Genomic DNA, 12,657 nt, shown 5'->3' with positions numbered 1-12,657 from the left:
ACTAGGTAGTTGATTACCTTAAACTAGCTAAGTGTTTCCCCTACCCGATAGATGAGTTCACAAGTTTTTCACAAAGTTTGATTAACTTGTTACCCAAGTCTGATCACTAAAGTCTGATCACTAATCAGATGTTGCTTCAGCTCAATTTAATTGTTGGAGGTTTTTCCATAAACTCGCTCAGTTCCACGTCGATCATCGTTGAGTTGATTGGATGGGATATACTACAATAATAATATGTAGCAGTTTATTGACAATTGATTGACCGCTGTTGACAACATTAACTTTTTTTAAAATCTCGACTTTTGACAGGGATTTTAAGATATAGCAGTCGAAGTAAAGCTTAAGACATCTTCTGCTCCCTGCTCCCTGCCCCCCTTACTAAGGGAGGGGGGATTCCTGCTCCCTTTCAACCAAAAGACTATGTCCTAAACTATACTTCCCTTGCTATACTGTGTGAAAGGCTGATTAAATAGCAAAGCCATTGTTAAACCGTTTGGAAAACTAATGGTGATTATTGGATCTATGTTCAAGTTATTCGTCATCAAAAATCCTGACATGCTAACAGATTATGGCACTTTTGACAAGTTGGCACAACCGCTTCAACGACCGCCTAAAGTTCAGAGACTATTTATCACACAAATCCTAAATGTGTAGGGGACACAGCGTGAAGCGTGTCACATCCCCTCTGCTCGGTGGTAGTGCGTTCCAGCAGTATTACAATAAAATCAAGTCTGACATTAACCTAGTCCCGGAACGTATTATACTTAATGGTTTTAAGGGTTTGTTGATAAATACCATCTCAGTGATGGCAGGTGATAGTCCATTGTCAAACTGCGCCAAACTAACAGAGTTTTGACAAATCATGGCCTAGGCTTATCCTGGGAATCTCCTTGATTGATAAAGCAGCTCAAGGTAGACCAAAAAATTATCGGGTTTATCTACCTCTCTTGATGCAGTCGCTCATGGGGGAAACCCCCAAGACCGCGCTGCATCGCTTTGATAGCCGTTTGTTATCGGCTGTTCGGTGCATTGTCGTTATTCAACTCAGTTAGTCTAAGTAACTTGTGAATTGGGAAGGCAAATTTTTGCCTTTGTATACTGTTAGACTGGGGCATCTAAAATGTTGAAATTATCAATTCTTGGTATCCGTGGCATTCCCGCTCAATATGGTGGATTTGAAACTTTCGCGGAACGGCTGTCAAAATATCTTGTATCTCAGGGATGGGAAGTCACAGTCTATTGTCAGGAAGAGCACAAAAATCAGATGTTTGAAGAATACTGGCATGGTATTCGTCTGGTTCATATACCGGTTCCCTATAGCAACGCACTGGGATCGATCATTTTTGACTGGAAATCTACATTACATGCGGTCAAACAAAAGGGTATCGTGCTTACCCTTGGCTATAACACAGCCATCTTCAGTATTTGGTATCGCCTCAAAGGGATTACCAATTTTATGAATATGGATGGTCTGGAATGGAAACGCAGTAAATGGAGGCTTCCTGAAAAAATTTGGTTATATCTCAATGAATGGGCTGGGTGTTGGTTAGCTAACAGTTTAATTGCTGATCATCCAGAAATCAAGAGTCATTTATTGACTCGAAAAGTAGCTTCTGATAAAATTACGGTAATTCCTTATGGAACCGAGAAAGTTGTTAATGCAGACTCACAACTATTAACCGCGTATAATCTGGCTCCGAAGGAGTATGCTTTGGTAATTGCTAGACCTGAACCAGAAAACTCGATTCTAGAGATTGTTTCTGGCTTTTCCAGGCGACCTCGGGGTCTTAAATTGGTGGTGCTTGGTCGCTATTTACCTGATCAAGTACCCTATCACAAACAAGTTCTAGAAGCAGCCAGTGATGAGGTAATCTTTCCTGGTGCTATCTATAATAAGTCAGTGGTTAATGCCTTGAGATTCCACGCACGACTCTATATTCATGGACATCAAGTTGGTGGCACTAATCCTTCTTTAGTAGAAGCCCTCAGCGCTGGTCAACCGGTTCTGGCAAACAATAATCGCTTCAATCGTTGGGTTGCAGGACCCGGTGCTCACTATTTCAAAAATGAAGCAGAATTGGACGAGAAACTGGAGATACTGCTAAATGATGGTGATGAACTGCAAAAAATGAAACTAGCGAGCAAAGAGCGCTACGATGATGAATTTGCTAAGGATAAGGATATTAAAGCCTACGAAAGGTTGTTCCTATCCCAAGCCAAGCAGCTGCGTAAACTAGCTTTGTTAACTTCTCCAATCCCTGAAATAGAGTGATAGCCTTCATAAGTTGAGCTACTTAGTTGGGCTAGCTGCTCGGGGAAAAATTTGGGTTAAAGGGTAACGAGTAAAGGGTAAAGGGTAATTTTAGAAACCTTTACCCATTACTTTATTTATTTTGAGCGGTGAGCTAAAAGCTCACGCTACGCGAACAGCGGTCAACAAGCCTTAATTACCTCTTCCAAGGTGGTAGTGAAGTTTGGATAGGAGATGGCAGCCGCTTCAGCACCGTGAATGGTAGTTGTACCTTGGGAATTTAGGGCTGCGATCGCTAAACTCATGGCAATGCGGTGGTCAGTATGACTATCCACTTCTGTACCAGTTAAGGGAGTACCACCGATAATCTCTAGACCATCGGGCAATTCAGTGACCTTAGCTCCCATCTGGTTCAACTGGGATGCCATCACCGCTAAGCGATCGCTTTCCTTGACTCGCAGTTCTGCTGCATCCCGAATGATAGTAGTTCCTTGGGCAAAGACTGCTGCTACTGCTAAAATTGGCACTTCATCAATCAGGCGGGGAATCAAGTCACCCGCAATGGTGCATCCTTTGAGGTTACCGTGACGTACCCGCAAATCTGCCACCGGCTCCCCAGCGACAACTCGCTGATTTAACAGCTCAATATCAGCCCCCATCATGGATAGGGCTTCTAAAATACCTGTACGGGTAGGGTTGACACCGACATTTTCCACAATCAGTTCTGAACCCGGTACAATAGCTCCGGCTACTAACCAAAAGGCAGCTGAGCTAATATCACCAGGAACAATTACGGTTTGCCCTTGCAACTGAGCCGGTCCTGTGACGGTAACACTATTGGTTTTTGGGTCAGTAATAATTTGAGCGCCAAAGGCTTTGAGCATCCGTTCGCTGTGGTCACGGGAGAGGGCTGGTTCAGTGACAGTTGTTTGTCCTTCGGTCATTAAACCAGCGAGGAGAATACAGGATTTTACTTGAGCTGAGGCGATGGGAGAGTGGTAGTGAATTGGTTTAAGAACCGAGCCTTTAATGGCCAGGGGAGCGAGCGTTGCACCTTCACGCCCCCAGATGCTTGCTCCCATTTGTTGTAGGGGTTTCACCACACGGGACATCGGACGCGATCGCAAAGACTTGTCACCAGTTACAGTAAAAAATCGGTCAGCAGCAGAGGCGAGTAGTCCCAGCATCAGTCGTAGGGTAGTACCCGAGTTGCCTGCATTTAAGACATCAACGGGTTCTTGCAGTTTCCCTAGTCCTATACCCTTAACAATCACTTGTTCAGTATTAAGTTCCGAGATATCTGCGCCCAAAGCACGAAAGCAGCTAGCAGTGCTTTGGGGGTCTTCTCCCAAAAGTAACCCTTTAATGGTAGTTTCTCCTTGCGCGATCGCTCCCAACATTAAGGCTCGATGGGAAATCGATTTATCCCCTGGTATCCTTATAACTCCCTGCAAAGATAGACCAGATGTTGGGGGATTTATGCTTAAATTCTGTTGATTTTCCGTCGTAGTTAGGGTGACTAGATTGGCTGGCAAGGGCATAGACTTCGGTTACATTACCATGCTGCATCATAACCGATTTTACCAAAATTCTAGGTATTACTAAGATCTGGCACCGTTGTGATTAATCCTAGGGTGGGCAGTGCCTAGCGACGTGCAAAGCCCACCCTAGGTGAAGTTGCTCAAGCCAAGGTTTCTGGACAATATCCCAACCCCATGGTAAATTGTTCGCAAAAAGCTTCTATGTCGCTCTGGTTTGGACTACCATGAGAAACCACAGCAACTTGGTAGCGACGCATGACCTCTACCGGTGACTGTCCGGTTTCCAGACTCCACAGAGCCATTTGCACACGAATGTCTGGGCTGTAGGGAATCCCCAACTCGTTCATATAAGCCCGAAAGTCTCCATGTTGTTGAGCCGTTAAGGGTGTGTCCATCTTGACCTTAACCACCCAGCCATCAATCCGATGAATCACCGTGGCAAATTTTATAGGTAGCTGGGGCGAGTCTTTTATATACTCAACGACTCGCAGAGTTAGACTGGCATTAGCTAAAAAGTAAAGGTAATCCATAGAGAGGAGTTAGTTAGTAACCAACTGAGGCTTGATATCCTATTGCTGTATCTTTATTTTGGCAAGGCAGGATTGCTAACGGACAGGGGATATTCCCCCGATCTTAGATAGGGGATATTCCCCAATTTAGGAATAACAGCATGACAGGGATTGACAAACAGACATCCACGCACCAAATCGACCGATTAGTCTCAAGCTATGACTATGAACTACCCCAAGAGCAAATTGCCCAAACACCCTTGAGCGAGAGGGATGGTTCACGACTGCTGGTGGTAGATTCACCAACTCACCATAGCCACCACATCTTTAGGGAATTACCTCAGCTATTGCAACCGGGTGACCTATTGATCCTCAATAACACCAGGGTTATCCCCGCTCGACTCTATGGGCGTAAATCCACTGGTGTGCCTGTGGAGATATTGTTGTTAGAAGAGCGACAACATCAGGGACAACACCAGGGACAACAGCAGGGACAACACCAGAGTTGGCTAGCTTTAGTCAAACCAGGTAGGCGTCTCAAGCCAGGAGCAGAGATTTGGTTTACTCCCTCATCCGACCTTGGGCTCAACGATAGTACCGTATCAAAACACCTAACTACCCCCCTACCTCCTCTGAAAGCAACTGTTCTGGCAACAGATGAAGCGACCAGTGGGCGGATATTGCAGTTTGATTTCCCAGAGGGAGTATCCTGGGAAACCCTGTTGGAGTTGTATGGTCAGGTTCCTCTACCCCCCTATATCCAAGACTCTCAAGCTACCCCAGACCAGTATCAAACCATTTATGCTCAAAAGAACGGTGCTGTTGCTGCTCCCACTGCTGGACTCCATTTCACCAATGAGCTGATGGAAAACTGCCGCCAACAGGGAATTCGGCTAGGGTATATCACCCTACATGTGGGGGTTGGTACATTTCGGCCTGTAGAAGTGGAGGATATTACCGAGCACGACATGCACGGAGAGTGGCTAGAAGTCCCCCAATCAACTGTCGAGCAAATTCAGGAAACTAGAGCAACCGGAGGCAGAGTGATTGCTGTAGGCACAACGGTAGTCCGTGCTCTAGAGGGAGCCGTTGTGGATGGGGAATTACAACCCTATTGTGGTAAGACTAACTTATTTATCTACCCAGGCTATCAGTGGCAGGTAGTGGAGGGATTGATTACCAATTTCCACTTACCTCGGTCGAGTTTATTAATGTTAGTTAGCGCCATGGTAGGGAGGGAGCGGTTACTGAGCTTGTATCAGGATGCGATCGCTCTTAGTTATCGCTTTTATTCCTTTGGTGATGCGATGTTAATTTTGCCAGAAGCTAGAGATGTCCCCAGGGAACAGGGAATAGGGAGTAGGGAGTAGGGAATAGGGAGTAGGGAGTAGGGAGTAGGGAGCGGTGCGACCCGTGGCGAATTTAATTCTTAATGGGTCAAGCGCACTCCCTGGGAAGAGGTAAAAAATCCTTGTACCTCGTTACTATCAGAAACCCTATCAACAATAATTAAATTTTGAACTTCTATACCAGATTTTTAGCAAAAAAGATAGATCCAAGCGCTGGGTTTTTTACCAAATTTCAACGATATCGTAGCTGTGGGCGTTAAATTTGAGTAGGTAATGCGATCGCTATGTCTAAAACCATGACCTCTGCTGTTGTGCCTAATACTCCTTATCTGCCAACTCAGTATGACCTTCCCTGTGATGACGGTATTCCGATGGAAACTGAACGACATAAACTCCAGATGCAATTGCTGATTGATCCGTTATTGCCTTGGTTAGCCCAGCGGGAGGATGGCTATGTGGGCGGTAATATGTTTCTTCATTTCAGTGAAGCACAACTTAAAAATCAAGACTTCCGGGGTCCAGATGTCTTTGTAGTGCTTGGGGTTCCCAAAGGCGAACGACTCAGTTGGGTAGTTTGGGAAGAAGGTAAAGCACCTGATGTGATCATTGAATTAATTTCACAGAGTACAGCCAAGACCGATAAAACTACCAAAAAACTAGTTTATCAAGACCAAATCAGAGTATCGGAATATTTTTGGTACGACCCGTTTAATCCAGAGGATTTTGCCGGATTTAGCTTAGACAATGGTGTGTATCAGCCGTTAAGTGAAGATGAACAGGAGCGACTAATTAGCGAAAGATTAGGGTTAGCCTTAGTGCGTTGGTCAGGCTTGTATAAGGATGTAGAGGCCACTTGGCTGCGTTGGGCTACCTTGGAAGGAATTGTGCTACCTACTCCTGAAGAAAATGCAGCGATCGCTCAAGAACAAGCGGGGATCGCTCAAGAACAAGCGGGGATCGCTCAAGAACAAGCGGGGATCGCTCAAGAACAAGCGGCGATCGCTCAAGAACGGGCTGACAAACTCGCTGCTCGCTTACGAGCAATGGGAGTAAATCCAGAGGAAGTTTGAAGAATAACAAGAGGCAAAGGGCAAGAGTCCTCACCTAGTCGAGCCTTTAGCTGATAACTGATAACTGATAGCTGATAGCTTACACTAAAACCAACTTTTGCCTCTTGCCTGTTGCCTCTTGCCTATCTCTGATTTGGCGTCAACTGTAAATACAAACAGGGAATCACCAGTAACGCACTCAAGGTTGAGGCACATAAACCAAAGATAATTGCCATACATAAAGGAAACCAAATGGGATCACTTAGTGCTAAAGGAATCAAACCAACCATGGTGGTAATACTGGTGGTCAGTACCGGGCGCAGTCGGTCAGAAGCACCATGAGCTGCAGCTTGTCGCACTTTCATTCCACTTGAGCGATGCTTGTTCATGGTTTCTACGATCACGATGGAATCATTAACTACAATTCCCACTAGAGAAATAATCCCAATCATGGTAGGAAACGAAAGGGGTATCCCGAGCAAAGAGAAACCACTAAAGGTGCCAATCAAAGCAAAGGGGATAGAGAGCATAATAATGAAAGGCTGGGTGAAAGAGCCAAATTGCAGCACCAGTACCGAAAAAACTAAGAAAAGTGATACATAGGACATCTGAATTGCAGAACCAAAGGTCTCACTTTGAGTTTCAGCCTCTCCGCCGAATTTGTAATCATAACCTGGAGACCAGGTTTTCTTCATTTGCTCTAATTTTGGCTGTAACTCTGCCAAAATCTCTCCAGGAGTGCGACCTTTAGCTTTAGAATAAACAGTAACTGTGCGTTCAGTATCTGTATGGGTAATCGATAGGGGAGCCATGCTCTGCTCAATATCCAATATCGCATTTCCCGATATTGCTCCGTGGTCTGATGAAAACACTTGAAACATTCTCAACTCATCACGACGAGTGGGACCACCGACAGCGCCATTGCGGGAGGGCCAGGCAGTACTCAGGCGAATTTCTAAGTCGTCTTTTCCTGCTCTAATCGCAGAGTCTGTAATCTCGTTATCGGTCATAATGTAGCGTCCCTGCAGGGCTAGGTCATTTTCACTGATGCCATAAAAATCCATAGCTTCCCGTTTGGGTCGAAGTTTGATATCGTTGCGCAAGTCTCCCAAGCCATCACGGACATCTTCAGTCCCATCAATCTGGCGCAGTGCTAATTGGACTTCACCGGAAATCTGCCGCAGTCTGTTCATGTCATTGCCTTTTAGCTCAATGGCAATGGGGTCTCCGCCTTCAGCAGTACCAGGAACATTGATGACTAGGGATGCTCCAGGATAATTACGCATGGCCTGATTCAGTTCTGTTCGCAAGTCATCTATATACTCATAGGACAACTGGTCGCGCTGGTTTTTTTTGGTAAATAGTGCTGAGAAACCTAGTAAATAGTTATCCTGTGTCGGCTTAAGACCACTCTCTTGGACTAAACCACTTTTTTGACCAACTAATTTGGTGACACTTTCAAAATAATCCTTGGAACGCAAAATTTCTCCTAAATCATCTGCCACTTGTTGAGACTTTGCCAAGGTTGCTGTGGGGGGTAATTCCACATTGATACTGATCGGGCGGTTGTCAGCATCAGGAAAAAGCGTTCCTGGTAATTGCGCAACCGCAACCAAAGAGGTCATAAAAAGAACTACAGTGCCGACAATCCAAGCACCAGCTATTGCTCGGTTACGTACTGTAAACTTGAGACTCCAGTTTTTAAACCATTCAGAGGCGGATTCGGTTAATTTATCAATGCGGGTTTTTTGGATCCCGCCTTTGACATTACCTAACAGAAAGCGAGACAAGGGTATATCGATTAATAAAGCGATCGCATAACTGAGCAACAGACAGATAATTGCTGTGATGGGCATCAAGCGTATAAACTTGCCCATCGTGCCACTAATTACCAGCAGGGGTGCCATAGCTAGAATAGTTGTGAGCTGACCGGAAAAGGCTGGTGCTGCATAGGTTCTCACAGTCTTAAGGGCTGCCTGATTAAAGGTTAACCCTTCCACAAACAGTCCATCATGCATCCCCTCCATCATTAAGATGAATACATCCACCAGCAATCCTAGTGCTATTACCATCCCATATAAGATCATATTGTTGAGGGTGTACCCACCAATCCAGAGCAGAAATATAGCTCCGAGAAAGGTTAAAGGAATCGATAACCCAGCAATCATTGCTTCTCGCCAGGTCAGGGCAATGAACAAGATGATAAAAACACCAATCACGGCCTGAAGCACATTACTGATCAGGCTATTCTGCTCATCGTGAATCTCTTCGTCCTGCCTGTAGGTAATCCGATAATCCATCCCAAAAGGCCAGACATTGAGGTCTTGCTTAAGAGATTCCAGTTCTTCTAAGGTTTTTTCGATTACCTTAATCGAGTCAGACCCTGGTACTTTCACTACATCCATGCTGACGGTGGGTTCAAACTCAGAACCCTGCCAACTAATGAAAGCACGAGTCTTTTCCCTTTCCAAATCCCGACGTACTAAGGCAACTTCATCGAGGCGCACTACCCTACCATTAGTACCACCCAAACGAGTGATAGGCAAGCTACGTAAATCTTCCAAGGTACGAAACCTACCGTACAATCGCACCTGAGCCCCAATCTGTTCGTTTTCAATCTGGTCCCAGGGCATATCCTGGTTAGCAACTCTGAGGCGGTCACTTACTGTGGTTGGGGAAATCCCCAAAGCAATCATGCGGCTGGGGATAAGTTGGACATTGATAACTTCTTTCCGTTGTCCTGCTAAATTAACCTCCCGTACATCCGAGACTTTTTCTAGTCTTTCTTGAATATCTTCCGCCGCCCGACTGAACACCGCCGGATCGAGATTACCATATAAAGCAATCGAGAAAATCGGAACATCTTGGGCAGAGATTTGCTCTATATTTGGTTGCTCAGCCTCTGAATTAATCTCCGGTTCAGCATCATCAACTTTTTGCCGCAGCAGTGCCATCGACTCCTGAACATTAGCATTAGCTTGAAATTCAACTAATATCTGGGAGAAACCGTTGAAAGAAGCACTCTCAACTTTCTTCAATCCCTTGAGGGATTTGAGTTCTTTTTCAATTTTATCTGTAACTTGAGTTTCCATGGTTTCTGGGTCAGCCCCTGGCCAAGTAGTAGTCACTATCGCCATGGGAATTTCCACATCTGGATCCGCTTCTTTGACCATCGACTGATAACCCATCAACCCACCCAAGGTTAGCAAAACGATCAGGAGAATACCAAATACTGTTTTCAGGAAAAAGAATTTAGCTAAACCTGAGGCTCGGTTAACATCATGCCCATCATGCCCATCATGCCCATTATGATGTAATTTATCCTGTAAAACCTCAGGTTTAGAGTTGGAGGAAACCAGCTTACTACTCATCAATTACCTACCAAAGGAAAACGTCATCTGACCAATTACGGCTCTACCGTAACTGTTATGCTAAATAAACAGTCTGTAATAGGGAACAGGGAACAGGGAACAGGGAAAAGTGGGAAGAGGCTGTATTCAGTAATTTTTGTTAGTTGAATAGCATAATTTTCCTTGTGTATAAAGCTTTCTGATTTTTTTAACTGGAACTTTAGCATAAAAGGTACTGAAAAACTCCAATTACCAACTTACAAAATTCCTATACGGAGTTTAAATGAATTGTGATAATTTTTGATGCCATATTCCCTACTCCCTACTCCCTACTCCCTACTCCCTGTTCCCTGTTCCCTTTACCAACTTACAAAATTCCTATACGGAGTTTAAATGAATTGTGATAATTTTTGATGCCATATTCCCTACTCCCTACTCCCTACTCCCTACTCCCTGTTCCCTGTTCCCTTTGCTATAGTTAATCACTTCAACTGGTGTGCCATCAACTAAGCGATTTAGTCCTTCTGTGACCACTAAGTCGCCAAGTTCAACACCACTTGTAATTTCTTGCAGAGAAATCCCCTGAATACCCTCTGTTACCGGACGCAGTTTGACGACGTTTTCTTGTTGATTTACAACAAAGACATAGGGTTTCTGGTCCCGGTAGACAATTGCATTAAGAGGAACACTTAGGGCTGTGGGGTTTTCTTCCACAGCAATCCAAACAGAAACTCGCTCTCGATCCAGTACATTCTTACTTCCTTGGTACAGGCGGATGGTCACGTGTACAGAACGCTCACCAGGGTTAACCGAAGGACTGACTGAAAAAATTGCGCCTCGGGCTTTAGCAAGGCGAAACAATTCCTGTTGGGTGATGCCTCTAGTAGAGGCAGTACTCATGTCTTGATCTAACACCACATAAGCTGATTGACCCGGTTGCACCAATGGGCCATAAAAGGTGGGTAGTTCCACATCGACTTCATAAGCGCTAGGGTCATTGACAATGATAGGCACTGAATCGACTACAGTCTGATAATTACTAGTGTTTACACTGTTTAAAATTTGGGTTGTCCAGAAGTCTCCCTCTCGGATATTAAGGTGGGCTACAATTCCATCAAAAGGTGCTACAATTTCCGTATCTTCTAAACTAATAGTAGAGCGAGTTTGCCCAGCCTTGGCTGAAGCAATCTGGGCAACAGTAGCAGTTAATTGTGACTGGGCAGATGCTAACTGACTTTCAGCCGCTTTGACATTGCTCTTGGCAGCATTAACTTGAGCTTGTGCTGCTCTGACTTGGGATTGAGCATCCTCGGCTCTATTTCTGTAGACATCAACATCACTTTCTGAGATTACACCGGAATCGAACAGTTCTTGACGGCGTTTGAATTCAGATATCGCTAAATCAAAATCATTTTTTGCTGCTTCAAACTGGGCTTGGGCGCTGATTACTTGTGCTTTGGTTTGTTCTACATTTGCTTGAGCTTGAGACAAGTTAGCCTGTGCTGTTACCCTTTGGGTCTGAGCTTCAGCAGTTTGGGCTTCAGCTTGTGCCAGCTCTGCTCGCAGTCTGCGGTCATCTAATTTTGCTAGTAATTCACCCTTTTTGACAAAATCTCCCTCTCGCAGATCCCGTCCATTAACTTTTTTGAGATAGGTGATAGTTCCTGAGGTTTGGAAGGTCAGGTGTTTGCCTCGCACTGCTGAAACGAAACCATTGCCAAAAACTAACTGTTGCAGTGGATAAATTTTGACTGGGGTGGCTCGTACAGGTAACCGGTTAGGTTCAGCTGGGGCTGCTGTGATGGTGTTTTGTGATACCTCGGGATTAGGTTGGGACTGTTTGAAAGCGATCGCACCCAATGCTATAATACCGATACCGAGCAGTAGAAAAGGCCACATCGGTCGCTTTTTGCGGGAGGGATGGGCGGGGGTATTGGTTGCTTCTCTGGCAGCTTCCGTTTCTAGTTCGGGTAATGGGTCTTGTGGTTGCTGTTCAACTCCTTGATCAATGTCTTCTTGAATTGGTTGAGGTGAGGACAAGTGCTTTTGAGGCAAAGGATTTGATTTCATTATTGATTTCCTGTAGCATCAAGTCTTAAGTATTTTTGGGTAGCTTAGTATAGGGATATCGCCTGTCACCAAGGAGTCTGTTTCTAGAGAAATGCCACAGGCGCGCATCAGAACAAGCAGATATCTACCATATATCTGTTGGAGCAACCGTGCCATAAACCCGTAGTATAGGATTACCGGAAGTTTTGTCAAGTATACAGCCTCAAAACTTCTATTGAAACAGGATAAGTACTAAAAGCCAGGGATAAGATTATTTTATTAAGGGAGTAGGGAGTAGGGAGTAGGGAGTAGGGAGTAGGGAGTAGGGAGTAGGGAGTAGGAGCGGTTATCCCTCTATAGGCTTTCATCTGTATGCCAGACGGGATAAATTAATGGCTGCATTTAAATTTAGGTTAATTTGTAAACAAATCACAAATCATAAATTAACCCCACCAGTGTTTTAAACCAGTGGGGTTTTTTGAGGATTAATTTAAACTAATTACAAGAATGTATTTTGTCTGCTGACCGCTGAGCGCTGAACGCTGTTCGCGTAGCGCAT

General features: G+C 44.8%; 8 protein-coding genes. 3 read left to right on the top strand and 5 right to left on the bottom strand.

Translation table 11 applies throughout. From position 1 onward, the window contains the following. The first annotated feature begins 1,120 nt into the window (after positions 1-1,120). Positions 1,121-2,272, top strand: coding sequence for a DUF1972 domain-containing protein (locus F6K53_RS13460; protein WP_293064041.1), 1,152 nt, complete (start codon positions 1,121-1,123; stop codon positions 2,270-2,272). 161 nt (positions 2,273-2,433) lie between these two features. On the opposite strand, the gene aroA is transcribed toward F6K53_RS13460, so the two are convergent. Beyond that, complete coding sequence (gene aroA, locus F6K53_RS13455) at positions 2,434-3,786, bottom strand: 3-phosphoshikimate 1-carboxyvinyltransferase (protein WP_293021673.1); 1,353 nt, start codon at positions 3,784-3,786, stop codon at positions 2,434-2,436. A gap of 146 nt (positions 3,787-3,932) precedes the next feature. Continuing rightward, positions 3,933-4,322, bottom strand: a complete 390-nt coding sequence (locus F6K53_RS13450) for a hypothetical protein (RefSeq protein WP_293021591.1) — start codon at positions 4,320-4,322, stop codon at positions 3,933-3,935. A 140-nt stretch (positions 4,323-4,462) separates the two neighbouring features. Here F6K53_RS13450 and queA point away from each other — a divergent pair, with 140 nt between their 5' ends. Both queA and F6K53_RS13440 read left to right on the top strand, forming a co-directional pair. Next, positions 4,463-5,671, top strand: coding sequence for a tRNA preQ1(34) S-adenosylmethionine ribosyltransferase-isomerase QueA (queA, locus tag F6K53_RS13445; protein ID WP_293064038.1), 1,209 nt, complete (start codon positions 4,463-4,465; stop codon positions 5,669-5,671). A 263-nt stretch (positions 5,672-5,934) separates the two neighbouring features. Beyond that, positions 5,935-6,720, top strand: coding sequence for a Uma2 family endonuclease (locus F6K53_RS13440; RefSeq protein ID WP_293064035.1), 786 nt, complete (start codon positions 5,935-5,937; stop codon positions 6,718-6,720). Between the two features lie 122 nt (positions 6,721-6,842). Here the strand turns inward: F6K53_RS13440 and F6K53_RS13435 are convergent, their stop codons facing one another. From F6K53_RS13435 to F6K53_RS13425, 3 genes are all read right to left on the bottom strand, one after another. Beyond that, positions 6,843-10,070 carry an efflux RND transporter permease subunit gene (locus F6K53_RS13435; protein WP_293081051.1) on the bottom strand — a complete coding sequence of 1,076 codons (3,228 nt, stop codon included), beginning with the start codon at positions 10,068-10,070 and terminating at the stop codon, positions 6,843-6,845. Between the two features lie 411 nt (positions 10,071-10,481). Next, on the bottom strand, positions 10,482-12,119 hold the full coding sequence (locus F6K53_RS13430) for a biotin/lipoyl-binding protein (protein ID WP_293064029.1): 1,638 nt from the start codon (positions 12,117-12,119) through the stop codon (positions 10,482-10,484). 188 nt (positions 12,120-12,307) lie between these two features. Beyond that, positions 12,308-12,466 carry a hypothetical protein gene (locus tag F6K53_RS13425; RefSeq protein ID WP_293064027.1) on the bottom strand — a complete coding sequence of 53 codons (159 nt, stop codon included), beginning with the start codon at positions 12,464-12,466 and terminating at the stop codon, positions 12,308-12,310. Positions 12,467-12,657: the final 191 nt, after the last annotated feature.

This window comes from Moorena sp. SIO4A1, assembly GCF_010672065.1.
Classification (GTDB): Bacteria; Cyanobacteriota; Cyanobacteriia; order Cyanobacteriales; family Coleofasciculaceae; genus Moorena.
The sequence above is the reverse complement of the archived record's forward strand: the minus strand, read 5'-3'. Positions and strand labels throughout refer to the sequence as shown.